This window comes from Micromonospora sp. NBC_01392, assembly GCF_045040125.1.
Classification (GTDB): Bacteria; Actinomycetota; Actinomycetes; order Mycobacteriales; family Micromonosporaceae; genus Micromonospora.
Genome location: NZ_CP109549.1, coordinates 4,653,911 through 4,678,919, shown reverse-complemented (window position 1 = coordinate 4,678,919; position 25,009 = coordinate 4,653,911). Strand labels below are relative to the sequence as shown.

Below are 25,009 nucleotides of genomic sequence, written 5' to 3'. Positions count from 1 at the left end.
GTCAGTCCGCGGCACGGGTGATGGGTGCCTCCCGGGGGTTGCGGGCGAGCCGGAGCAGGTCGCGACCGTCGACCTGGAGGGTGCGGTCGTTGCGGCCGCTGCCGCAGTAGACGGGGCCCATGCCCGCGACCGCGACGTCGAAGACGGTGATCACGCCGTCGGCGTCGGTGAGCGGGCTGGCGCCGCCCGGCTCCATGTCGAGCGCGTCGAGCACGGCCGGGTCGGCGGGGCGCAGCCGCGACCGTGAGGTGCCGACGGCTTCCGCGAGCCCTCGGTAGTCGAGCCGGGCCGGCCCGGGCAGCACCGCCAGCACCACGGTGTCCGGGGGGCCCTGGAAGGCCAGGGTCTTCACCGATCGTGTCACCGGGAAGTCGAGCAACGCCGCCACGTCGTCGCTGGTGCGGATGGCCCGATGCGTGGCCACCGCATAGGTGGCCCCGGCCCGGTCGAGAATGCGCATCGGCGTCGGTACCGCATCGCGGGAATGTGTCATGTCGCCGACACTACCGGTCCGGTGCAAGAGTATCCGGACAATGTCCGACTTGTATGTTGGATGGGGAAGTGTCAGTGCCGCGAGGCAATGCCGACAAAGGATCATGGAAGTTCCGTTGACACCACCCGAGGGGCGGGGGTTAACTATTTCCCGGCCACCGGAGTGAGCCGCGAGGTCTTCGCGGTAACTCGACGCAGCGCTGACACGGGGAGTTCTCGCGCATGAGCCACGCCATTCGGCAGACCTGAGTTATCTGTCAACCTGTTGACGTCGCCCTGGCTGTCGCCGTGGCGACAGCTTCTTCCTGCTCTCTCGCAGGTACGGCCACCACATCGCGGTGGCGGCCACCGCATGACCGAAGCCGCCACACATGCCGTTCCGCCCGTCCGGGACAACAGGAGGCTTACCCATGTCCCAATCCTTTCCGCCCTTTTCGGAAATCCGCGCGGAAGCTGAGCGCAGCCTGGCCGCGATGCCGGTCGACCAGCTTGCCGACATCGGCATTCTGCAACCGATCGAAAACTATTATCTGGTCGGCACCTACCCGCCGCTCAAGGCAATGGGGGAGATCACCCCGGCCGAAACCTTCACCGGCCTGACCCGGAACGCGAACATCTACCTGCACCTGCCGTTCTGCGAACAGCGCTGCACGTTCTGCCACTTCGCCAAGGAGATCCGGCCGGACTCGCCCCGGGTGACCCGGTACCTCGCCGCGCTGCACCGTGAGCTCGAGATCGTGACCGGCATGCTTCCGCACCGGGTCACCGCGGAAACGGTCTACTTCGGCGGCGGCACCCCGTCCTACCTGTCCGCCGCGCAGATCACGGCGCTCTTCGCCCGGTTGCGGCAGCACATCGACATCCCGGGCACCGCCGAGATCACCTTCGAGCTGCACCCGTCGGTCATCGACGCCCCCGACTACACCGACCGGCTCGACGCGCTGCGCGACGCCGGGGTGAACCGGTGGGTCTTCGGCGTGCAGTCCATGGACGACCGGGTGCTGCGCAAGCTCAACCGTGGGCATGAGGCGTCCCACGTCTACCGGCTGCTCGACCTGCTGCACGAGCGGGGCCTGGACAACCACTCGGTGGACCTGATCTTCGGGCTGCCGTACCAGACCGAGGAGAACTGGTACACCACGCTGACCAGCCTGATCGGGTACGGCGTCGACAAGTTCAACATCTTCCCGCTGATGTTCAAGCAGGCCGACCCGATCTCGGCGCACTACCGCAACGAGCCGGGGATCTTCCCCGACCTGCGGCAGCGGCTGCGCATGCACTTCATGACCGAGGCGTTGACCCGGCGGCTCGGCTTCCGGCGCGGTCCGCTCTTCTACTACTCGAAGGCGGCCACCCACTCCCGCCAGCAGGAGAACAAGTACGACTCCATCGAGGACACCAACCTGCTGCCGTTCGGCGTCTCCGGGTTCGGCTACGTCGGGAACACGCAGTACTACAACGACTGCACCATGGACGGCTACATGCAGCGGGTCGAGGCGGGTCGCCCCTCGGTCTGGCACGGCGTGCACCTGTCGACCGACGAGCGGATGCGCCGGGCGGTCATGTTCAACCTGCGCTCGCGCGGCGTCGGGCGCGACGACTTCCGCAGCCGCTACGGCGTCGACCCCGCCGAGCACTTCGCCGCCGAGCTGGCGCCGTACCGGGAGCACGACCTGATCCGGATCGACGACGACGCCATCCGGCTGACCGACAAGGGCGTACCGGTCGCCGACAGCATCGCGTTGCGTCTGGTGAGCCCGCAGGTCCTGGCCCGGGTCCAGGACGCCAACTCGCGGATCGTCGACCTCAAGCGGGATCCGCTCGACAGGTACGACTTCTCGCCGCTGGAGCGTGACCCGGTCGGCGCCGGCGTGGCCACCGCCGGCCGTCGCCCCCTGCTGCCGACTGTCGAGCACTAGGCCATGACCACACAGTCGACCCCCGGTGGCGCATCGCTGCGGCGGGAGCTCTCCGGGCGGCAGTTGAGGATGATCGGCCTCGGCGGCGCGATCGGCACCGGCCTCTTCCTCGGCTCGGGTCAGGCGATCTCGACCGCCGGTCCGGCGGTCACCGTCGCCTACGCCATCGGGGGCGCCGTCGCGGTGACCCTCGCGTACGCGCTCACCCGCATGATCGCCGCACATCCCGACGCGGGCGGGTTCGGTGGCATGGCCGAGCGCTACCTGGGCCCGGGCCCCGCGTTCGCCCAGCGCTGGTGGTACTGGATCGCCGGCGTCGTCAACATCGGCAGCGAGGCGCTGGCGGTCGGCATCTACCTGAAGCTGTGGTGGCCGGGGCTGCCGCTGTGGGTGCCCGCGGTGCTCTTCGCGACGCTGGTGCTGGTGGTCAACTCGTTCACCGTCGGCGTGTTCGGCGAGTTCGAGTACTGGCTCGCGATGATCAAGGTGATCACGATCGTGGTCTTCGTCGGCCTGGGCGCCGTCGCCATCTTCGTCGGTCTCGGCGGCCGGTCGGCGACCGGGCTGTCGGCCTGGACCGACCACGGCGGGTTCGCGCCGCACGGCGTGGGCGGCATCTGGCTCGCCATGGTGCTGGTGACCTTCAGCTACATGGGCACCGAGGCGCTCGCCGTGGCCGCCGGCGAGGCGCGCGCCGGCGGCCGGGACCTGGTCGCGGCCACCCGCGGTGTGGTGCTGCGGCTGCTGCTGTTCTACGTCCTCGGCACCGCGGTCGTCGTCTCGCTCGTACCCTGGAACGAGGCGGCGGCCGGTGGTTCGGTGGACGCCAGCCCGTTCGTCCGACTGTTCGACATCGCCGGGGTCCCGGCCGCGGTGCACGTGATGAACGCGGTGGTGCTGACCGCGGCACTGTCCGCCATGAACACCAACGTCTACGTCGCCAGCCGCACGCTGCACGGACTGGCCGGCAGCGGCCAGGCGCCACGGCTGTTCGGCCGGGTCGACAGGCGCGGCGTGCCGCTGCCCGCGCTGCTGGTCTCCGGGGCCGGGCTGCTGCTGGCGGCCCTGCTCGCGGCGGTCGCCCCCGAGCGGGCGTTCCTGGCGCTGATCGGGTTCTCGCTGTCGGGCGCGCTGCTGACCTGGATCCTCATCCTCGCCACCTACCTCGCCTACCGGCGCGCGGAACGTCCGGCGGACGGCGGACTGACCGTGGCCGTGGTGCTGGCCATGGTCGTGCTGGCCGCGGTGCTCGTGTCCATGGCGTTCAGCGACACGTTCGGCCTGCCGATGCTCAGCGGGGTGCCGCTGCTGGTGGGGGTTCTGGTGGCGTACGCGGTCCACGCCCGGCGCCGTCGGGCGGCCGGGGCGCCGGACCCGGACGCCCCCGAGCCCGTCGGGGCACGGTGACCCGATGACCGGTCCCGACCTCGCCGTCCCGACCCCACGGACCGGACTGATCCCGCTCCTGGTGGGCGACACCCCCGTGGTCTCCGTGCCGGTCACGGCCGGCGGCCGGGAGGGGACGCTGCGGCTCAAACTCGAGTCGTTCAACCCGTGCGGATCGATCAAGGACCGCACCGCCGTCGCCCTGTTCGGTTCCCTGGCCGGCCAGGTCGACCCGGTCACCGGCATCATCGAGTCCACGTCGGGCAACCTCGGGGTGGCCCTGGCCGCGCTGTCGTCCGCCGCGCACGTGCCGTTCACGGCGGTCGTGGACCCGCGCACCCCGGCCTACGCGGTACGCGAGATGCGGCGCTTCGGCGCCTCGGTGGTGGTGGCCACCGACGAGGACGGTCGGGGCGGCTACCTGCTCAGCCGCCTCGCGTTGGTCGACCGGATGCTCGCCGAGCGGCCCACCCTGCGCTGGACCAACCAGTACGAGAATCCCGCCAACCCGGCCGCGCACGAGTGGGGCACCGCGCCGGAGCTGGCCCGGCAGGTTCCCGCCGACACCGTCGTCCTGGCCGCCGTCTCCACCGGCGGCACGCTGTCCGGCCTGCGCAGCTACGCCGCCCGCGCCACGAAGTGGACGGTCGTCGGGGTCGACGTGCCGGGCTCGCACGCGGTGGGGCACACCGACGGTCCGCGACTGTTGTCCGGGATCGGCTCCAGCAAGTGCTCCGGCTTCGTCTCGGCGGCCGACGGACCGGTCGAACGGGTCCGTCCCGCCGAGGCGGTCGCCGCCGCTGTCTGGCTGTTGGAGCAGACCGGCATCGGGGTGGGCGCCAGCTCCGGCGCGCTGGTCGCGGCGGCCCTGCGGCTGATCGAGCGGGACCGGCTGACCGACGTCGTCTGCGTCTGCGCCGACGGCGCCGGCAACTACCTGGACACGGTGTACTCCCCGCACTGGCGGGCGGCGCACGGGTTCCGGACCGACCCGCCGGCTGTCGTCCGCGGTCCGGTGGAATGGAGCACCGTATGAACGCCGATCCGCTGCGGGACTGGTTCGACCGGGCGGGCGTGCGGGTGGATCCGCGCCGGGTGCTGGCCGACGAGATGGACGGCGGCAAGGTGCTCTTCCCGGCCAGGTTGATCCCCTACCTCGACCACGAGCTGCTGGCCGGCCTGGCCGACGAGGCTCGGACCGCGTTGGTGGCCCGGCACGCCTACCACTACTTCGCGTTCACCGCCCACTTCGAGACGAGGGTGGTCAACCGGGCCGCGGAGATGCTCGCGAACGGCCGGGTGGACGCGCCGTTGCGCCGGGACGTGCGGCTCGACGCGTTCAAGATCTACTGTGACGAGGCGTACCACGCGCTCTACTCGTTCGACGTGGTGCGGCAGTTGGAGTCCGCGAGCCGGGTCGAGGCGCTGCCGTACGACTTCACCCCGTTCCTGAACCGCCTCGACGACATCTCCTCCGGCGCGATGCCGCACCGTGGGACGCTGCCGCAACTGCTCCAGGTCGTCGTCTTCGAGACGTTGGTGACGACGCTGCTGGCGGAGCTGCCGAACGACCCGGACGTGGTCGGGCTGGTCCGCGAGACGGTCCGCGACCACGCCCGGGACGAGGGGAGGCACCACGTCTTCTTCTCGCACCTGTTCCGCGAGGTGTGGTCCGGGCTCGACTCGGCCGCCCGCCGGGAGACCGCGCGTTGTCTGCCCCGGCTGATCGGCCACAGCCTGCGGCCGGACCTGCGGCCCGCCCGGGCCAACCTCGCCGCCGCCGGGCTCACCCCCACGCAGGTCGAGGACGTGGTCCGCGACGTCTACCCACCGGAGTCGGTGCGTCGGACCACGCGCGACCAGGCCGTCCAGTCCGTCCGACTGTTCCGCTCCTGCGGGGTCCTCGACCTGCCCGAGGGGCTCGACGCCTTCCACGAGGAGGGACTTCTGTGACCACCTCCGTCGACCGATGGTTCACGGCCGGGCTGCCCGGGCTCCGCGGGCCGGGCAGTGTCGCGGTGCTGTCCCGCGCGGACGTCCTGCGCTGCCTCGACGCGCTGGACGTGGTGGCGCTGGTCCGGCGTACCCTCGCCGACCACGACGCGGGACGGTGCGTGCTGCCCGGCGAGGCGTACCTGCGCTGGGACAACAGCCGCGGCGCGTACACCCGGTCCATCGGGATGCCCGGCGCGGTGCCGGGCGCCTACGGCATGAAGATCATCAACGCCAGCGTCTCCAATCCGGAGGTCGGACTGGAACGCGCCGGCGGCGTGGGACTCTGCTTCGACCCGGAGACCGCCCGGATAATGGCCGTCGTGGAGGTCGGGATCGTCAGCGCCGTACGCACCGCTGCCGTCTCCGCCCTCGCCGTGGACCTCACCGGACACACGGACGCGGAGAGCCTGACCGTGCTCGGCTGCGGCGCGCAGGGCGGCACCCACGCGGCCCTGCTCCTGGAGACCCTCCCGCGACTGTCCCGGGTCACCCTCCACGACCACGTCGGCGCCTCCGCCCACGGCCTCGCGGAACGCCTGCGCCGGCTCCGCCCCGAGCTGGACGTACGCGTCACCGCCGAGGCGGCCACCGCCGTCGCGGCCAGCCAGGTGACGATCGCCACGACCACCGCCGACGCGGGCTACCTGCCGCCGGCGTGGATACCCGCCGGCGCCCTGGTGGTCAACGTGTCGCTGGCCGACCTGACCGTCGAGGCGCTGCTCGCCGCCGGCGCCCTCTACGTCGACGACGTCGACCTGGTCGCGGAGAATCCCCGGCGCCCGCTCGGCGCGCTGATGGCGCAGGGTCGGGTCACCCGCCCCGGGTCGGCCACCGGCCGGGCGATCGACGGCACGATCGGCGGCCTGGTCACCGGCCGGCACCGGCTCGTCCGCACGGATTCCTACACCGTGGTGAACCCCTTCGGGATGGGCGTGCTCGACGTCGCCCTGATCGAGGCGGTGCGTCGCCACGCCGTCCGCGCCGGTCTCGGGTCGACGGTGGACCTCGGATGACCGGCCGTCGGGGCAGCCTCATCTCCCTGCGCGACCTCACCGCCGCGCAGCTCACCGACCTGGTCGACGCCGCCGTCCGGGTCGCCGACGACCCGGCCGCGGTGCCGCCGAGCCTGACCGGCGCGGTGGTGGCGACGCTCTTCGAACGCACCTCGACCCGGACCCGCACCGCGTTCAGCGTGGCGGCGCTCCGACTCGGCGCGCAGGTGCTGCCCTACGGGCCGGAGAGCCTGCAGACCAACACCGGCGAGTCCGCCGAGGACACCGCGCGGATCCTCGGGCTGATGCTCGACGGGGTGGTGATCCGCAGCACCCGCACCGTCGCCGAGCTGGCCCGGATGCGCGACGCCGGAAACCTGCCGCTGATCAACGCGATGGCCCGGGAGGAGCACCCCACCCAGGCGGTGTGCGACCTGGCCACGCTGCGACGGCACCTCGGCCCGCTGGACGGCATCCGGGTGGTGTACGTCGGTGAGGGCAACAACACCGCCTCCGCGCTGGCGCACGCGCTGGCCCGGATCCCGGGTGCCGAGCTGACCCTCTACACCCCACCGGGCTACGGCCTCGACGCCGCGACCCTGGCCGCGGCGGCGGAGGACGCCGTGGCCGGCGCCCGGGTGCGCCAGACCCACGAACGAGACGACCTGCCGGACGTCGCCGACTGCGTGTACACCACACGGTGGCAGACCACCGGAACCGTCAAGGAGGACCCGCTGTGGCGCCAGACCTTCCGGCCCTTCCACATCGACGAGGCCTTCCTGAGCCGCTGGCCGCAGGCGGTGTTCCTGCACGACCTGCCGGCGCACCGCGGGGAGGAGGTGGCCGCGGCCGTCCTCGAGTCGCCGCGGAGCCTGGTGTGGCAGCAGGCCCGGATGAAACTGGACAGCGCGACGGCGGTCCTGCAGACCTGCTGGGGCACCTGAGCCGCCTGACGGTGGCGGTGCACGCCGGGCCGGTCACCGCCGAGCGGGACGCGGTGCTGTGCCTGCTGGAAGCGGTGGAGGTGCTGCTGCCCCTGCTCGGGCCGGCGCCGCGGCGCCCCAGCCGCGAGGACCTGCACACCATCGACGGACAACTGCGGGCCATGCGGACGTCCCTGCGTACCCATCTCTGGCAGACGCCGACCGGCTTCTCCAGGTCGGCCCCCGCGAACAGGAGCGATGACGCATGCAACCAGTGACCCTGCTGGTGTACGGCAAGGGTGGCCCGGCGCTGGAATACCTGCTGCCGAGGCTGACCAGCCGGGCCATCGTCGACGTGCTGCTGGTCGGCGAGCCCCAGCCCTGGCAACGCGAACTCCTGTTCCGGCTGTGCCGGCGGCTCCACCACGCCCGGCCGGACGCCCCGCTGGCCGACGAGATCGTCGCGCACGCCACGGCCGTCCGCGCCGACGCCGTGCTCACCTTCTCCGAGTACTGCGTGGTGCCCACCGCGGCGGCCTGCCGGCGGCTCGGCCTGCCCGGGCCCGGTCCGGGCGCGGCGACCTCCCGCAACAAGCTGCTCATGCGCCGCGCCTGGGCGGCAGCCGGGGTGCCGAACCCGGCGTTCCGCCCGGTCGACTCGCTCGACGACCTGACCGCGGCCTGCGCCGAGCTGGCCGGCCCGGTGATCGTCAAGTCGGTGCTGGGCGCCGGCTCGATCGGGCAGGCCACGATCCAGCCGGGCGACGACGTCGAACCGGTGTGGCGGGAACTCGCGGCGGCCGTCGACGCCGCGAGGAGATCGGGCATGTACGAGCACGGCAGCTCCAGCGGACCCCGGTTCCTGGCCGAGGAGGTCATCGAGTCGAGCACCGATGGCTGGTACACCGAGCCGGGCTTCGGCGACTACCTCAGCGTCGAAGGGCTGGTGACCGGCGGCACCTACCACCCCCTGGCGATCACCGCGCGGCTGCCGACGATCCCGGTGTACGTGGAGCTGAGCAACCAGGCGCCGTGCGTGCTGGCGCCGGAGCTGCAACAGCGCATCGCGGACGTCGCCCGCCGCGCCGTCGACGCGCTGGACCTGGACACCTGCGCCACCCACACCGAGTTCAAACTGATGGCCGACGGCACGGTGCGGTTGCTGGAGTCGGCGGCCCGCGCCGGCGGTGCGGCGGTCACCCGGGAGCTGCTCGAGGTCTACGGCGTCGACCTCGTCGCCCTCCAGCACGCCGCCGCGCTCGGCGACCGGCCCGAGCTGCCGGGGCGGCTGCTCCTGCCCTCGGACGCCACCTGCGCCGCCGCGTCCCTCTCGGTCATCGCGTCCGACTCGGCGGGCAAGCCCTGGCCCGTCCTGCCGCCGTTCGACCCCGACCGGGTCGACTGGTCGTCGCTCGTGTCACCCGCCACCAGCGTCGAGCTGGTGCGCGGCCAGTCCCAGGAGCCGGGCAGCCCGATGCCCCGCTACCACCCGAACACCGGCGTTCTGGGCTATGCCGGCCTGCTCTTCCTGCGGACCACCGACCCGCTGACGCTGCGCGACGACGCGGTCCGCATCCTCGACGGCCTCGCCGAGGCGATGGACCGCTGCCGCACGACGCCCTGACCAGCCCGCACCGCTCCGACTTAGGAAATGGAGTCCGATGTCTCTCGTGCTCGGTCTGAACCTCAGCCACGACCGCTCCGCCTGCCTGGTTCGCGACGGCGAGATCGCCGTCGCCGTCGAGGAGGAGCGCCTGGACCGCATCAAGCACTCCGAGGGCTTCCTCGTGCAGGGCCACTTCGAACGCATCACCAAGACCCTGCCGATGAAGGCGATCGCCTACTGCCTCGACGCGGTCGGCGCCGGGATCGACGACGTGGACCTCGTGGTCGGCAACCGACCCCTCGGCGACGGCGCCGTCCACCGCATCCTGCGCGAGCTGCCCATCAAGGACAAGAGCAAGGTCCGCGCGCTGCCGCTGCCCGGCCACCACCGCGCCCACGCCGCCGTCGCCTACCACCCGTCCGGGTACGACGAGGCGGCCGTGCTCGTCGTGGACCAGGCCGGCGCCCGGTTCCCGGACGGCAGCATCGAGAAGCACACCCTCTTCCGGGGCGACGGCGACCGGTTGGCGCCGGTGACCGCCTGCCGCTACCCGGCCGACTACTCCGACCTGAGCCTCGGCCTGTTCTACGACTTCTTCACCGCCCGGCTGGGCTTCGTCACCCGGTACGGCACCCCCGACTTCGGGGTGTTCGGCTGCGGCGGCTATCCCGAGGCGGGCAAGACCATGGGGCTGGCGCCCTACGGTCGGCCGCGTCCCGACTGGGGGCACTGGCTGACGTTGGACGGGTTCGACATCCGCTCCGCCCAGAAGGATCTCGAGGACATCTGGCAACGGCTGCTCGCCGAGGAGGGCGCCGACTACGACCCGGCCGACCCGCTGCGCTGGCAGTCGCCGTTCGCGGAGGACGTCGCCCACCACGTGCAGGCCGAGCTGGAGCGGGCGATGCTGCACCTCGCCGGCGTGGCGCACGAGCTGACCGGCTCGGACAACCTCTGCATGGCCGGTGGCGTCATGCTCAACTCGGTCGCCAACGAGCGGGTACGCACCGAGTCGCCGTTCCGTGACCTCTTCATCCCGCCGGCGGCCGGCGACTCGGGCGTCGCGATCGGCGCGGCCCTCTACGGCAGCGTCGAGCTGCTCGGCAACCGGCGTCCCTCGGTGATGCGGACGGCGTCGTTCGGCCGGGCGTATTCCCGGGACGAGGTGCTGGACGCGGTGCGCCGGGTCGCCGACCACACCGGGGTCGAGCTGACCTCGCGGGAGGCCGGCCCCCGGGACGTCGCCGAGCTGCTCGCCGCGCACCGGGTGGTGGGGTGGTTCAACGGCGGTTCCGAGATCGGCCCGCGCGCGCTGGGCAACCGCAGCATGCTGGCGGACCCCCGGCACCCCGCGATGCGCGACTACCTGAACAACGTGGTCAAGCACCGGGAGCCGTTCCGCCCGTACGCCCCGTCCGCGCTCGCCGAGCACGCGGGGGAGTGGTTCGACTTCACCGGTGACAGCAACTTCATGCTGCTCGTCCCGCAGGTCGTCGCGGCCCGCCGGGAGAGCGTCCCCAGCATCACGCACGTCGACGGCACCGCCCGCCTGCAGACGGTCTCGGCGGACGACAACCCGGCCTACCACGCGGTGATCTCCGCCTTCCACGAGCTGACCGGGGTGCCGATCGTGCTGAACACGTCGTACAACGACGCCGGGGAGCCGATCGTCGAGACGCCGCTGCACGCGCTCTGCACCTTCGTCCGCACCGAACTCGACCACCTCTACCTCGACGGCATCCTGGTGTCCAAGGCCGGGCGAGAGCTCGGCGCGTCGCACCCGGCGCGCACCCCGCTGACGGGAGACTCTGCTCGGTGACTCTGCTTCCGGACACCGGTTCCGTGACCCGCCGCGAGCACCACCTGCGGCGGGTCCGCACCGGCTTCGTGCTCAGCCAGGTCTTCTTCGGCCTGGCGACCAGTCTGTTCGACATGTACTACGCCCTGTTCCTGGGGCAGGTGGGCATCCCGCCGGCCGGCGCGGGGCAGGTCTTCTCGGTCGGCTTCACCGTGATGGCGGTGATCGTGCTGCCGCTGAGCGCCTTCACCGACCGGCTCGGTCTGGAACCGATGATGCTGCTCAGCAGCTTCGGTTTCGCCGGCACGATGCTGGCGATCCCGTTCGTCGACAGCCTCTCCGCCCACCTGCTGCTGTTCGGTCTCAACAGCGTCTGCTCGGCCCTGATGCTGGTCAGCGTCAACGCTGTGCTCGCCTCGGCCATCCACGACGAGCAGGAACGCTTCGCGCTGTTCCGCACCGGCTTCGTCGCCTTCCTGACCGCCTCCGCGGTCGGCAACGTGGCCGGCGTGCTGCTCGCCCGCGTCGGCGCGGAGACCGCCGGCTGGTACCGCTTCGACCTGCTGTGTTCCGCCGTCCTGGCGGTGCTGATCGGCGTGGCCCGCATCGCGATGTGGCGCCGCGACGCCGCGCCGGCCGTCGTGCCCGGCGAGCCCCGCCCCCCGGTGCTGCCGGCCCTGCGCGCCAACGCCGGTCACCTCGCCGGCCTGTTCGTCCTCGCCGTCCTCGTCGGCGGCGCCGGTGTCCTCGCCATCCGCTTCATCAACCTGGTGGCCGTCAACTACCTGCACCTGGCCACCGAGTCGCTGGGCTGGCTCCTGGTCGCGGACCGCCTGGCCAGCGTCCTGGGCATCTTCGTCCTGTTCCCGCTGATGAAGCGCGGCGGCGCCCTCCGGGTGGCCGGCTTCGCCATGATCGCGGCCCTGTTCCTGCAGATCCTGAGCGCCACCGCCGGCACGGCCGGCTTCTTCGTGCTCTGGTACCTGCTGCGCCAGGGGGCGCACTACGCCCAGATGCCGGTCCTCGACAACTTCGCCAACAGCCGGGCCGCGCAGGGCACCCGCGCGTTCGTCAACGGGGTCCAGCGGATGGGCATCTTCGCCGGCAGCGCCGCGGCCTCCCTCGCCTACGGGACCCTGATGTCCGCCGGCCGCTACCGGGGGGCCGTCGTCCTCTCCGGCGTGCTCTCCCTCCTGGCCGGGATGACATACCTGGTCCAGTCGCACGTCGGGCTCCGCCGTCGAGGCGCGGATCAGTGAGGCATTACCCGAGCTCGGTGTGCATGATGGCTTCCACCAGGACCTCGCCGGTGGACGTCAGCGTGACGGAGCCGGCGTCGCGGTCCGTGGTGAGCAGGCCGCGGCGCTCCAGGGCGGCGAAGGCGCTGCCCCACGGCTCGTCGAACAGGGACCGGCCCTCGAACCGTTCCCGGTGCAGGTCGTCCCGCAGCGGTTGCAGCGTCGACAGGGCCATCTTGATCGAGCGGGACTCGGTGGCCAGTGGCCCGAACCGGGTGGCCGAGGCCAGCGGCAGCACACCGGCCTCCACCGCCTCGACGTAACGCCGCTCGTTGACCTCGGTCATCGCCTCCGAGCGCCGGCAACTGGAGCTGCCGCCCAGGCCGATGGCGACCTCGGCGTCCTGCCGGTCCTGGTCCACCATGATGGCCTTCCACATCTCCGGGGCGTGCCCGGCCCGGTGGAAGTACATGGTCGGGTGCTCCCGGTAGCCCGCCGCAGTCAACCCACCGGCCAGCACGTCGCGCATCTGGTACTGCTCGCCGAGCGTGGGCCAGTGGTGGCCGGCGGCGGCGAGCCGGTCCCGGTAGCCGGCGAACTGCCAGGCGGCGGGCCGGTCACCGGCGACACCGGTGCGGGTGTCGGCGTACGAGCGCAGGTGCAGCTTGGTGCAGACCAGGCCGGGCACCTCGTACTCCCGAACGGTGTCGAGGTCACGCCGCACGCTGTCGACGGTCTGGTCGAGCAGTCCGTACATCAGGTCGACGGTCACCCAGTCGAAGCCGAGCCGGCGGGTGTTCGCCAGGAAGGCCCGGCACTCGACGGCCTCGTGCTCCCGCCCGGACAGCCGCAGCACCGGGTCGTCGAACGACTGCACCCCGCAGGACAGCTTGCGGCAACCCTGCTCCAGCAGGAACTCCAACAGCGGCTCGGTGAAGGTGGTCGGGTCGCCCTCGAAACGGACGGCGGTGTCCGGGGCGAAGGCGAAGTTGGCGCGGTAGAAGTCGAGCAGCCGGGCCACCGCGTCGAGCGACATCAGGGACGGGGTGCCGCCGAAGACGTTGAACTCGCCGATCGGCGCGTCGCGGAGGTTCGGCACCCGGTCGAGCCAGAGCTGGGCCTCCCGGATGTTGAGGTCGACCCACCGGTCCACCTTCGCCCGGGTGACCGTCGGGTCGCCCTTCACCAGCACCACCGGGTACTGGCAGAACCGGCACCGGTAGCTGCAGGTCGGGATGTAGGACCACAGGTGGATGGGCCGGGTGTTCGCCAGTTGCGCGTTCAGGTCGTCGAGGAAGGAGTCCACGGGGGCGTCCGGGATGTCGCCGGGGAAGACGTGCGACCCGAACGGGTCGAGGGCGACGTACTCGAGCAGCCGGCGGTTCTCCGGCGCGGCGAGCACGTCCACGACGGCGGGCCGCGGATGGTCGGGGTCGAGGTGGGACAGCGAGGCCAGCGCGTCCTCGTAGGCGTCGCTCATCAGAACACCCCTCCGTTGCCGAAGTAGTCGTGGGCCGCGCCGGATTCGCGGTCCTCGCAGTAGTGGCGGACGAAGTCGCGGAACCGCCCGGGGTCGCCCTCCTCCCGGATCTTTTGGAGGCAGTCCGGCAGCGGTGGCGGATATCCGATGTCCGGCCCGACCGTGGCGCGGAGCCGGGCGAACAACTCCGCCGCGAACTCGAAGTAGAGCCGGAAGCTGGGGGACTTGTAGGAGTGGATGGGGACGAAGTCGATCAGCCGGCTCTCGGCCCTGATCTCGGCGATGCGTCGCGCCAGCCGGTCCGCCAGCGCGGGCGTGAAGAACTCGATCACCGCGCGTTCGTCGAGCAGGGCCGGGGTCAGCAGCACCGGAAGGATCATGTTCTTCGGCACGAAGTCCTTGATCGAGAACTCCCACGCCTGGACCGCCTCGTCCTCGGTGAGGTCGACGGCCGGGGAGTGGGCGGCGTCCGGGCGGATGTCGCGCATGGTGATGATGCCGCCGGCGCCGTACGCCCGCCCGGCGATCACCTCGTCGATCGCGTGGTCGACCCGGCGCGGGTTGATCTCCACTCGGGACCGGGGCACGTACGTGATGTCGTCACCGCTGGCCCGGACCAGGATGCCGAAGTCCCAGTCGTCGGAGAGGTGGTTGACGAACCGGCCGTCCTTGACCTGGTAGGACAGCTCGATGCCGCCCACCCGCTCGTAGGCCTGCCGTTCCACCGCGAATCCCTTGCCGTCGGGGAAGCCGCCGAACAGGCCGAACGTCACCGCCCGGCACCGCAGCGTCCGGTCGATCGCGTCCCAGAGCAACGGCCGGTCGGTGAAGTGCTCCCGGTCGTAGTGGTAGTCGCAGACCCCGATCGCGGCCTTGCCGCCGTCCATCGCCGTCAGCAGCGCCGACAACCAGTACCTGTCGACGCGGCAGTCGGCGTCCGCCGAGACGAGGTAGAACGGGGGCAGGCCGGTGTCGGCCGCGTCGCGCCGGCGGGCCCGCTCGGCGGCGAGGTCCATGCCGGCCTTCCGGGCGCACGACACGCCCTGCGCGGACTCCCCGATGACGTGCACGCGCAACCCCGGATGGGCGGCGGCCAGTCGGCGGGCCCGGGCCACGGTGTCGTCGGTCGAGTTGTTGTCGACAAGCAGCACGTCGAACAGCGCTCGGTCGAGGGGGCCGTCGGGCCCGCGCTGGCCGGCCAGCGATCCGAGCACCGCGGCGAGGTTGGCCGCCTCGTCGAGCACCGGCAGGACGACCGTCATCCGGGTTTCCGCCGTCAGGGCGGGCACGGCGGCCCGCCCCGCCCGGCCGTACACCTCGGGGGCCGCCGGCCCGGGCCGCGGGACGGGCGCCGGCGCGGCGCCGAGCAACTCGTCCACCAGCTCCGTGGCCCGGTTGGCGGCGAAGTAGTGCTTGCCGCGGGCGTGGTTGAAGGCCGCCACCCGGCGGTGCAGGACCGGATTGGTGAGCAGCTCGGCGACCTCGGCGACGAAGGCGTCGGTGATCGGCGCCTCATCGGTGGGGGTCACGTCGAGCACCGGCGCGTGCAGCCCCTTGCTGCCGTACACGGCGTCGTACATCTCGTAGCGGGTGGTCAGGTAGGGCACCCCGGAGGCGATCGACTCGCCGATCGGGTTCCCGTAGCTCTCGTAGTCGTACGAGGTCAGGAACGACGTCAGGTCGGCCTGCGCGAGCAGGTCCCCCACCGTGTGGCCGCGTTCCGGGCCGGGGGGCACGTCACGGGGCGCCAGCCGGCCACCGAAGACCACCCGGTGGGCGACCTGCCGGTGTGCGGCGTACGCCCGCAGCGCCGCGGCCGTGGCCGGGTGTTCGGTGGGATCGCCGGCGACGAACAGGTAGACCGGCCGGTCGACCCCTCGGTCGGCGAACCACCGGATCAGCCGGGCGAGCAGGTCGATGTCGCGGTCGATCCGCTTCTGCGGCACCAGCCGGGTGAAGCGCGCGATCAGGGCCGCGTCGTCGGGGATCCCGTGGTGCGCCCGGAACCGGCGGTCGACCGGGTCCGGCTCCGCCGGCTCGAACCGGAACGAGTTGTGCAGCACGCGGATGTCCCGCAGCCCGGGGGACCAGTCCAGGGTGCGTCGGCGGGCCTGCTCGTGCAGGGCGAGGTAGCGGATGTGCGGCGAGTCGACCGGGCGCACCGCGTGCGGGTAGGGCGGAACGCCGTACTTCCCGCTGGCCGGCTCACTGGTCCACATCAGGTCGTGGTCACGCCACAGCACGTAGGTGCCCAGGCCCGTCTCCCGGCCGTACCGTTCGATGGCGCGGTAGAGCGCCCGGGTGTACGCGACGTTCTCCGGCAGCGTGCCGTTCTCCACCAGCACGGCCGTCACCGAGTGGCGACGCCAGGTGGCGACGATCCGGTCGGCGATCGCGTCGCTGACCGCGTCGGTCCGGGACGGCAGGGGCTCGCCGTGGCGTACCGCGTGCAGCGTGTCGCGGACGAACGCCGGGTCGTAGCCGGCGACGTCGGCGAGCCCGTCCACCCGGGTCAGCTCGATCCAGGACGGCAGGTATCGGGCCTCGTCGGTGTAGGGGTCGAAGAAGCGGTTCTTGTCCTCCTTGATGTCGTACCCGATGTCCAGCAGCACGCGGTGGCCGCGTTGGCGGAACACGTCGGCGAGCTTGACGAACTCGACCACGACTCCGGACATCGGCGTGCCGTCGAAGGAGACACCCCAGAGGACGGCGGTCTTCGGCGCGCTCGACAGTGGTGCGTCGAGGGGCAGGTGCATCCGGATCTCCCTTGTCCGAACGGCACGGACGGCGATCACGCCCCGCAGCGGTGGCGTTCCGCCGAGCCTACGACGACCCACCGACCGATGCTCTGCGGCCGATCGGCCAGCAGGTGAACCAGGTTCCTAGGACGCGTTACGGGTGGTGCGCTGTCCGACATGGCAATGATCACAGTCCGTCCACAGTGCCCTGCGGAGGGTCACCACCGTGGGATCATCGATCCGCGTTACGTCACTGTGGGGCGTCGGGTGGTGAGGGCTGGATGCTGATGCCGTTCCAGGCGTCATGAGCGCTCAATAGTTCGCAATAGTCGGCACGATGAACCTGAAGGAGTGGGCAGTGGCCACCGGCATCTCGTACGCAACCGCACGGCGGCGGTACGAGTCCGGGACGTTGCCTGTTCCTGCGTACCGGCTCGCCCTGCTACGCGACCCTGCTGTGTCGACGATCGTGGTTGAGCACCGGGACCGATCCGCCCGCTTCGGCGCGGAGTACGTCGAGGCCGCCCTCGAAGCGCAGGGTCGCCGCCTCCTGGTGGTCGACACCGCCGAGGTGGACGACGACCTTGTGCGTGACGTCACCGAGATCCTGACATCCCTCTGTGTCCGCCTGTACGGCCGCCGCGCTTCGGTGAACCGCGCCCGTCGCGCGGTCGAGGCCGCCATCGAGGGGCCGGCGTGAAGACGATCCAAGCGTATCGGTTCGCCCTGGATCTCACCCCCACGCAGGAACGCGCAGTGCTCGCGCACGCCGGGGCGGCCCGGGTCGCCCACAACTGGGCGCTTGCCCGGGTCAAAGCGGTGATGGACCAGCGGGCGGCGGAACGCACCTACGGCCTTTCTGATCACCAACTAACTCCGGGTGTGTCATGGACGCTGCCGGCGTTGCGCCGGGCTTGGAACGCGGCAAAGGACGACGTCGCGCCGTGGTGGCGGGAGTGTTCCAAGGAGGCGTTCAACACCGGCCTGGACGCCCTCGCCCGGGGGTTGAAGAACTGGGCGGACTCCCGGCTGGTCGGCTTCCCCCGGTTCAAGTCCCGCCGCCGCGCCACCCCGACCGTGCGGTTCACCACGGGCGCGATCCGCGTCGAGCCTGACCGCATGCATGTGGTGTTGCCTCGGTTGGGTCGGTTGACGTTGTACGAGTCGGCGCGCAAGCTGGCTCGCCGCCTCGAAAACGGCACCGCCCGGATCATGTCCGCGAGGGTGCGCCGTGACGGGGGACGCTGGCACGTGTCGTTCTGCGTCGAGGTGCAACGCGCCGAGCGCCAACCAGCCCGCCCCGCCTCGGTGGTGGGCGTGGACGTCGGCGTGAAGCACCTCGCGGTCCTGTCCACCGGCGAGCTGGTGCCCAACCCTCGGCACCTCGGCGACGCCCAGCGGCGTCTACGCGCGCTCGGCCGGGCGATGACCCGCAAGGCTGGCCCGAACCGGCGAACCGGGCACCGCCCGTCGAAGCGGTGGCAGTGCGCCGCCGACCGGCTCGGCCGCGCTCATGCCCGGGTGGCGAACCTACGCCGCGACGGCCTGCACAAGCTCACCACCCGCCTCGCCCGCGAACACGGCACGGTCGTGGTGGAAGACCTCAACGTCGCCGGGATGCTGCGTAACCGCCGGCTGGCCCGACACATCGCCGACGCCGCGTTCGCCGAGATCCGCCGGCAACTCGCCTACAAAACCTCGTGGAACGGCGGCCGGCTGATCGTCGCCGACCGTTGGTACCCCTCATCGAAAACGTGTTCGGGCTGTGACGCGGTGAAAGCCAAACTCGCCCTGTCCCAGCGTGAGTACACCTGCGAGGCGTGCGCCCTGGTCCTCGATCGGGATCTCAACGCCGCCCGTAACCTGTCCGCGCTCGCGGCTGAGATCGACACCGCCGGGAGTGGCCCGGTGGCTGGACGTGGAGCCGACCGTAAGACCCCGCTCGCGGGGCAGGCGGCGACGAAGCGTCAACCCGGCACCGCCACGGCGGGCAAGACCGGGACCGTCCCACCGCAAGGCGGGACTACTACTCGTGTGCTCGCTAGAGCGCACTGAGAGGTAACGGAACATGCCGACAAGTCAGGTGCAGCGTGACCGGTTCGGGGCGGTGCTCAGGGCGTTCCGTCGGGAGCGGGGGCTGACCCAGGAGGAGCTGGCCGAGGCGGCCGGCTCCAGCGTCCGCAGCATCCGCGAGATGGAACGCGGTCGGGTCCGCAACCCGCAACGGCGCACGGTGGTGCTGCTCGCCGACGCGCTGCGGCTGGCCGGGGCGGACCGTGACCGCTTCGTCGCCCTGGCCCGGGCCGAGCGGCAGTCGTCCGACCGTCCGGTCGGGCCGGAGGACCACCCGGCGGTGGCCGTGCCGGGGGAACTTCCGGCGCCCCTGCCGGACCTGGCCGGTCGCGCGGAGATCCTGGACCGGCTCGCGACGCTGGCCGCCGACGTCGCCGCCGGGCGGCCGGACACCGCCTCGGTGGTGGTGGTGGTGCACGGCCCGCCGGGGATCGGCAAGACCAGCCTCGCCGTCGCGGCCGGACAACGACTCGGTCCGGCCTTCGCCGGCGGGCAGCTCTTCGTCGACCTGCGGGGCGGCCCACCGGCCGGACCGGTCGACCCGGCCGAGGCGCTGGCCGGGTTGCTGCGGTCGCTCGGGGTGCCGGACAGCCGGGTGCCGGTGTCACCGGCCGAACGGGGTGGGCTGTTCCGCACCCTCTCGCGGGACCGGCCGCTGCTGCTGGTCCTGGACGACGCCGCGGACGAGGCCCAGGTGCGTCCGCTGCTGCCGGCCGGGCACCGGTGCCTCGTGCTGGTCACCTGCCGGCGTCCGCTGACCGGTCTGGCCGGCGCGGTCCGGCAGCCGCTCGACCTGCTCTCGCCGGCGGCCGGTCGACTGCTGCTCACGGCGATCGTCGGCGCCGACCGGATCGCCGCCGAGCCGGCCGCCGCGGATCAACTCGTCAAGCTCTGCGGCCGGCTGCCGCTGGCCCTCCGGATCGCCGGCAACCGCCTCGCCAGCCGACCGGAGTGGACGGTCGGCCGGCTCGTCGACCTGCTCCACGACCAGCGTCGGCGACTGACCGTGCTGACCGCCGGTGACCTGGACGTCCGGTCCGCGTTCGAGGTCTCCTACCGGCAACTGGACCCAATGACCGCACGGGTGTTCCGACGTGCCTCGCTGATTCCCGGCGCCGACTTCGCCGCCGCGCTGGTCGCCGCCGTGGCCGGCACCGACGAGGAGACCGCGTCGGCGGCGTTGGAGGAGCTGGTCGAGGCCGGGGTGCTCCTGACCGTGGGGGACCGCTACCAGTTCCACGACCTGGTTCGGCTCTACGCCTCCGAGCGCCTCGACGCCGAGGAGCACCGGGGCTCCCGGACCAGGGCGCACGACCGGATGGTCGACTGGCTGCTGTGGCGTACCCGGCAGGCAGGTGCGATGTTCGAACCGGTCGCCTGCCGGGCCGACTCGGAGTTCGACGACGACCGGGAGGCGGCGTACTGGCTGGACCGGGAGTCCGGCAACTGGCTGGCGGCGCTGCGCGACGCGTCCCGGCGCGGACGGCACGCCGACGTGGTCGCGGTCGCCCGGGGGCTGCACTGGTATTCCGACGCCAACAGCCACCGGCACTCCTGGGACGAGATCTTCTCGCTGGGCCTGGCCGCGGCCCAGGCCGCCGGCAGTCCGCACGACGAGGCCGTGCTCCTGAACTTCCTGGGGTGGGCCCGGTACTTCTGCCGGGACCGCAACAGCGACGGGCTGGTCGCCTTCGGCCGGGCGCTGGACCTGGCCCGGCGGATCGGGGACCGCCGCGAGGAGGCGTGGGCACTCACCTACATCGCGGCGATCCAGGTCCGGATCGGGCACGGCGGGCCGGCCATCGACCACAGCCACCGGGCCGTCGGCCTGTTCCGCGAGATCGGGTACGCGCTCGGCGAGTACAGCGCGGCGAGCGTGCAGGGCGCCGCGCTGGCCGCGCTCGGCCGGTTCGCCGAGGCGGCCGGGGTGCACCGCGAGGTGCTGGCGTTCTACGGCCGGGGCAACGGTCTCAGCCGTACCGGCGCGGCGGTGGCCCGGGCCGGCGCGATGATGAGCCTGGGGGCGGACCTGGCCGGGATGGGTCGGTGGCGGGACGCCGCCGACCAGTACGACCGTGCCCGCCGGGTGTTCCAGCGGTGCGGCGCGACGTTCAGCGAGGCCAACGCCGTGCACCGGTACGGGCTCGCGCTTCGGGCGTTGGGCGGGGCGAAGGCGGCGGCCGACGCGCTGCGGGCGGCGTTGGCCCTGTACGCCGCGCTGTCCTGCCCGTGGTGGGAGGCGCAGACGCTGCACGCGCTCGCGGTCCTGGCCGACGCGAACCCGGACCTGGGCGACGACGCCGGCCGGCTGCGTCGGCGGGCGCTCGACAGGTGCGGCGAACTGGACGCCCCCGAGGTGCGGACGCTGCGCGCCACGCTGCGCCGGGAACTGGTCCAGGGGCTGGTGCGGCGGAACCGGCCGGCCTGAGCGGACCGGCCCGGACCGGACCGGCACGACGCCCGGGCCCCGCCGACGGTGCGACGGAGCCCGGGTCGGTGGGTGAGGTCAGTTGCAGGTGGTGCCGTTGAGCGTGAACGGCGCCGGCACGGCGGGGGAGCCGTCGGCGGTGAAGCCGACGTTCACCGCGCCCCCGGTCGGGATGGCGGCGTTGTGCCCCTCGTTGGTGACGGTCACCGCCGGGCCGGTCTGCTGGAAGACGCCGTTCCAGTGGCCCTGGAGAACCTGGCCGCCGGGGAAGGTCCAGCCCAGCGACCAGCCGTTGACGGCCGGGCCGTCGTTGTAGACGGTGACGCTGGCGGCGTATCCGGTGCCCCACGAGTTGGTGACGACGAAGGAGACCCGGCAGGTGCTGGCGCTCGCCGTCGCCGGCACGAGGTTGCCGTAGTCGTCGCGGGCGGTGGCGAAGTCCTGGAAGCCGAAGCCCGGGCCCGCCGACCGGGTGGTGGTGCCGGCGGCGAGCACGGTGCCGTCGGCGTTGACGGCGTAGACCGGGCCGCCGCTGTCGCCGCCCCGGGCCGCCTCGTCGCCGTCGAGCTGGGTGGCCTCGACGAGGTCCTCGATGTCGTCGTAGTGGAATTCGACCCGCAGGTTGCAGACCGGGCCGCCGAGTTCGCCGGCGGAGGTGTACCCGGACTGGCACAGCAGTTGGCCGGGGAAGACCTCGGTCCAGCCGGCCACCCGGGCCCGGACCTCGTCGTGCTGGCCGCCGACGTAGATGTGGTCCCCGGGGGCGGACGTCGAAATGATCATCGTGTCGTGGTCGTCGTTGCTGTCGACCGCGTAGCCGACGAGCGTGCCGGTGCCGGTGGACGTGTTCCAGCCGACGTGCCAGGGCGAGCCGACGGCGCCGCAGTGCTCGGCGGTGAGGACGTAGCCGGCGTTGGTGTCCGCGTTGCGCACGCCGAAGCCGGCGGTGCACCCGGGGGTGGTGAACCCGATGCCCGCGCCGCCGTCGAACGGCGCGGCGTCGTTGGCCCGCGACCGGGGCACCATCCGGTCGCGGGTGACCACGCTGGTCCGGACGCCGGTGGCCGGCAGCTTCGGCAGCGCGGCGCCCGGGGTGCGGTCGACGGCGATCTCGATGCCGCTGCCGTCGGTGCGCAGTCGCACCGAGCGGCCGGCGCCCGCCGGGCCGGCCTCCACCACCGGGGTGAGTCGGGCGGCGGCCTTGCGCAGGTCGGCGCGGGACCAGGTGGCGCCGGCCACCTGGACCGGCGCGGTGCGGCGGGCGGCGGTGACGGCTGCCGTGACGTCGGCGGGTGGCGCGCCCTTCCACCACAGGGTGACGTGGTCGTCGACCAGGCCGATGCCGGCGTAGCCGCGGGCCGGCGTGCGCTCCACCGCGGTGCGGATGACGTTGGCGGCGTCGACGAGCGGGGCCTGGGCGACCATCCGGTCCACGGTCCGGGCCGGGATGACGTCGAGGATGGTGCCGGGGGCCCGGGTGGCCTCCGGCCGGTCGGACGCCGCGTGTCCGGCGAGGGGTCCGGTGAGCGCCGTCGCGCCGATCACCGCTCCGGCGACCACCGTACGGGCGATCGCTTTCCGAATGTGTGTCATGACGCCGAGTCAAGCAACGTCCGATGTGGGGGGACAGGCAGGACGTCCGGCAGGAGTCAACCTGCCGGGGAACGGCCGGTGCCGTCGGCCGTCGCCTCGCCCTGCCCCCGGCGACGCCGTCGTGCCAGCTCCCCGGCGGCGGCCGGCCAGTGGGGGTGGGTGAACGTGAACCCCGCGTCGGTGAGTCGTCCCGGGGTGACCCGCCGGCTCTTCAGCAGCAGTTCGGTGTCCGACCGGAGCGCGAACGCGCCGAGCTCCGCCATCCATCCGGTGGCGGGCAGGCCGACCGGCATCCGCCAGGCCGACCGGAGCGCGCGCATGAACTCCCGCTGCGGCAACGGGTGCGGCGCGGCCAGGTTCACCGCCCCGGCGAGGTCGTCGCGGGCGATCAGGAAGCGGACGGCGCGGACGAGGTCCCGGTCGTGGATCCAGGAGACGTACTGCCGGCCGCCGGCGACCGGCCCGCCGAGGCCGAGCCGTGCCAGCCAGCTCAGCACGTCGAACACGCCACCCCGGTCGGGGCTCATCACCATGGCCGACCGGAGTGCGACCTTGCGCGTGTGCGGGGTGGCCGCCTGTTCCTGGGCCGCCTCCCAGTTCCGCGCGATCTGGACGCTGTACGCCCAGTATCCGGGCACGCCGGGTTCGTCGCCGCCGATCAGGCCGGCGTGTTCGTCGTTGGTGGCGTCGAAGCGGTGCGCGTAGATCGTCGCGGTGCTCATCTGCAACCACACCCGGGGCGGTCGGGCCGCCCGGCCGATGGCCTCGCCGACCACCCGGGTGGACTCCACCCGGGACCTCATCATGGCGTCGAGGTTCGCGGCGGTGTACCGGCAGCTCACACTGCGCCCCGCCAGGTTGACGACCACGTCGCTGCCGTCGATCCGCTCGGCCCAGTCGCCGAGCGTGGCGCCGTCCCACCGGACCTGGCGCGGGCCCCGCGGCGAGCGGGTCAGCAGCACGACGTCGTGGCCCTCGGCGGTCAGCGCCCGATCCAGGATCGTGCCGACCTGCCCGGTGCCGCCAGGGATGACGACCCTCACGGTTCCTCCTCACCCGACAAGAGTTGAACATGTTCAACTCTATGGCGACGCGGCTGGACCGTCAAGATCGACCGAGGTGTGAGACATGTTGGCGATCATCGATGAATGACGGCATCGTCGAGGTATGACAGGCGTCCGCTCGTCCTCGCTGTTCCGCCGCCCACGACCGGTTCTGCCGATTGCCGTCGTGCTGTCGACGGCGGTGCTCGGCACCGCACTGATCGCCGCCCCGACGGCCGACGCGGGCACCGTGGCGCCCGCCGCGTACGCCGGCGTCGCCCCGGCGCCCGGCGCGGCCCGGGTACCCGCCGCGGAGTCGACCGGGCCGGCGGCGCCGACCACGGCGCCCAGCACGCCGAGCACCACCCCCTTCCCGCCGAGCGCGCCCACGAACCTGGCCGCCGGCGAGGTCCGGACCGGATCGGTCACCCTCACCTGGACGGCTGCCACGCCCGGCTGCTGCCCGGTCGCCGGCTACGACATCACCTACTACCAGGCGTTCGACGACGTCATCTACAGCGCCAGCGTCGGGGCGGTCACCTCCACCACGATCACCAACTACCTTCGGCCCGGCCAGCAGTACTCCTTCCGGGTGGCTGCCCGCGACACCCTCGGACACCGCTCGATCTCGACGGACGCGCTGACCGTGGTCACCCCGGTGACGGACACCGGCCCGGACACCACCCCGCCGAGCGCCCCGCAGAACCTGACCGTCGGCGAGGTGACCGCGTCGACCGCCGCGCTGTCCTGGTCGCCGTCGACGGACGACGTCGGCGTGCTCGGCTACAACGTCTACCGGTTCGACGGCTGGTTCAGCTCGACGCTTGTCGCCACCGTGCCGGGTACGACGTACACGGCCTCGCTGCCCGCGTCGACGCCGCTGCGCAACCTGTACTACGTCCGGGCCCGGGACGCGGTGGGCAACGTGTCGATCGCGTCGAACACGGTCACCCTGCCCACGGCGCCCACGCCGCCGCCCTCGACCTGCCGGGTGACCTACCGGAACCAGTCCGAGTGGCAGGGCGGCTTCGTGGCCACGGTGACGGTCCAGAACGTCGGGGCGGCGCCGATCGACGGCTGGACGGTCGCCTTCGGCTTCCCCGGCGACCAGCAGGTCACCTCGGGGTGGAACGCCACGGTCGGGCAGACCGGCGCCACCGTGACCGCCCGCAACGTCGACTGGAACCGCGTCCTCGCGCCGAACGGCTCGGCGACCTTCGGCATCCAGGGCCGGTGGAGCGCCAGCGACGCGCCGCCGACCGGCTTCACGCTGAACGGCGCCCCCTGCGCCGTCGGCTCGTGAGA

At 72.5% G+C, this 25,009-nt stretch carries 18 protein-coding genes and 1 pseudogene; 14 read left to right on the top strand and 5 right to left on the bottom strand.

Translation table 11 applies throughout. The features are described from left to right. Window position 1: 1 nt before the first annotated feature. The gene (locus OG767_RS20420; protein WP_405090026.1) at window positions 2-493 is read right to left on the bottom strand and encodes a YbaK/EbsC family protein; all 492 of its coding nucleotides are present in this window, start codon (window positions 491-493) and stop codon (window positions 2-4) included. A 472-nt stretch (window positions 494-965) separates the two neighbouring features. Between OG767_RS20420 and OG767_RS20415 the strand changes: the two genes are divergently transcribed. From OG767_RS20415 to OG767_RS20370, 10 genes are read left to right on the top strand one after another with little or no spacing between them, the layout of a single operon-like run. Next, window positions 966-2,411 carry a coproporphyrinogen-III oxidase family protein gene (locus OG767_RS20415; RefSeq protein WP_405090025.1) on the top strand — a complete coding sequence of 482 codons (1,446 nt, stop codon included), beginning with the start codon at window positions 966-968 and terminating at the stop codon, window positions 2,409-2,411. A 3-nt stretch (window positions 2,412-2,414) separates the two neighbouring features. Then, window positions 2,415-3,818, top strand: coding sequence for an amino acid permease (locus OG767_RS20410; RefSeq protein WP_405090024.1), 1,404 nt, complete (start codon window positions 2,415-2,417; stop codon window positions 3,816-3,818). A 4-nt stretch (window positions 3,819-3,822) separates the two neighbouring features. After that, on the top strand, window positions 3,823-4,833 hold the full coding sequence (locus tag OG767_RS20405) for a pyridoxal-phosphate dependent enzyme (protein WP_405090023.1): 1,011 nt from the start codon (window positions 3,823-3,825) through the stop codon (window positions 4,831-4,833). Beyond that, window positions 4,830-5,750, top strand: a complete 921-nt coding sequence (locus tag OG767_RS20400) for a diiron oxygenase (protein WP_405090022.1) — start codon at window positions 4,830-4,832, stop codon at window positions 5,748-5,750. The genes OG767_RS20405 and OG767_RS20400 overlap by 4 nt, the downstream gene beginning before the upstream one ends. Then, window positions 5,747-6,805: a hypothetical protein gene (locus tag OG767_RS20395; protein WP_405090021.1), complete on the top strand. Its 1,059-nt coding sequence runs from the start codon at window positions 5,747-5,749 to the stop codon at window positions 6,803-6,805. Before OG767_RS20400 ends, OG767_RS20395 begins: the two co-directional genes overlap by 4 nt. Then, window positions 6,802-7,728 (top strand): ornithine carbamoyltransferase, encoded by a 927-nt coding sequence (locus OG767_RS20390; protein ID WP_405090020.1) that lies wholly within the window; start codon window positions 6,802-6,804, stop codon window positions 7,726-7,728. The genes OG767_RS20395 and OG767_RS20390 overlap by 4 nt, the downstream gene beginning before the upstream one ends. 11 nt (window positions 7,729-7,739) lie before the next feature. Then, entirely contained in the window at window positions 7,740-7,985 is a 246-nt protein-coding gene (locus OG767_RS20385) for a hypothetical protein (RefSeq protein WP_107155089.1), read from the top strand. Next, window positions 7,973-9,331 carry an acetyl-CoA carboxylase biotin carboxylase subunit family protein gene (locus OG767_RS20380; protein WP_405090019.1) on the top strand — a complete coding sequence of 453 codons (1,359 nt, stop codon included), beginning with the start codon at window positions 7,973-7,975 and terminating at the stop codon, window positions 9,329-9,331. Before OG767_RS20385 ends, OG767_RS20380 begins: the two co-directional genes overlap by 13 nt. A gap of 37 nt (window positions 9,332-9,368) precedes the next feature. Continuing rightward, a complete protein-coding gene (locus tag OG767_RS20375) occupies window positions 9,369-11,132 on the top strand; it encodes a carbamoyltransferase (RefSeq protein WP_405090018.1) in 1,764 nt (587 codons plus the stop codon). After that, entirely contained in the window at window positions 11,129-12,370 is a 1,242-nt protein-coding gene (locus tag OG767_RS20370) for an MFS transporter (RefSeq protein ID WP_405090016.1), read from the top strand. The genes OG767_RS20375 and OG767_RS20370 overlap by 4 nt, the downstream gene beginning before the upstream one ends. Window positions 12,371-12,374: 4 nt before the next feature. Here OG767_RS20370 and OG767_RS20365 read toward each other — a convergent pair whose 3' ends face one another. Both OG767_RS20365 and OG767_RS20360 read right to left on the bottom strand, forming a co-directional pair. Next, window positions 12,375-13,829 (bottom strand): radical SAM protein, encoded by a 1,455-nt coding sequence (locus OG767_RS20365; protein ID WP_405090015.1) that lies wholly within the window; start codon window positions 13,827-13,829, stop codon window positions 12,375-12,377. Next, complete coding sequence (locus tag OG767_RS20360; protein ID WP_405090014.1) at window positions 13,829-16,585, bottom strand: glycosyltransferase; 2,757 nt, start codon at window positions 16,583-16,585, stop codon at window positions 13,829-13,831. The genes OG767_RS20365 and OG767_RS20360 overlap by 1 nt, the downstream gene beginning before the upstream one ends. 421 nt (window positions 16,586-17,006) lie before the next feature. Here OG767_RS20360 and OG767_RS20355 point away from each other — a divergent pair. From OG767_RS20355 to OG767_RS20345, 3 genes and pseudogenes are all read left to right on the top strand, one after another. Then, window positions 17,007-17,267 (top strand): annotated as a pseudogene (locus tag OG767_RS20355) (IS607 family transposase); the annotation flags it as partial. After that, window positions 17,264-18,622, top strand: a complete 1,359-nt coding sequence (tnpB, locus tag OG767_RS20350) for an IS607 family element RNA-guided endonuclease TnpB (protein WP_405090013.1) — start codon at window positions 17,264-17,266, stop codon at window positions 18,620-18,622. The pseudogene OG767_RS20355 and the gene tnpB, both read left to right, overlap by 4 nt. A gap of 13 nt (window positions 18,623-18,635) precedes the next feature. After that, window positions 18,636-21,068 (top strand): ATP-binding protein, encoded by a 2,433-nt coding sequence (locus tag OG767_RS20345; protein ID WP_405090012.1) that lies wholly within the window; start codon window positions 18,636-18,638, stop codon window positions 21,066-21,068. A gap of 78 nt (window positions 21,069-21,146) precedes the next feature. On the opposite strand, the gene OG767_RS20340 is transcribed toward OG767_RS20345, so the two are convergent. Then, entirely contained in the window at window positions 21,147-22,661 is a 1,515-nt protein-coding gene (locus tag OG767_RS20340) for a cellulose binding domain-containing protein (protein ID WP_405090011.1), read from the bottom strand. 56 nt (window positions 22,662-22,717) lie between these two features. Beyond that, window positions 22,718-23,704: a TIGR01777 family oxidoreductase gene (locus tag OG767_RS20335; protein WP_405090010.1), complete on the bottom strand. Its 987-nt coding sequence runs from the start codon at window positions 23,702-23,704 to the stop codon at window positions 22,718-22,720. Window positions 23,705-23,828: 124 nt separating this feature from the next. Here OG767_RS20335 and OG767_RS20330 point away from each other — a divergent pair, with 124 nt between their 5' ends. Next, window positions 23,829-25,007 (top strand): cellulose binding domain-containing protein, encoded by a 1,179-nt coding sequence (locus tag OG767_RS20330; RefSeq protein WP_405090009.1) that lies wholly within the window; start codon window positions 23,829-23,831, stop codon window positions 25,005-25,007. Window positions 25,008-25,009: the final 2 nt, after the last annotated feature.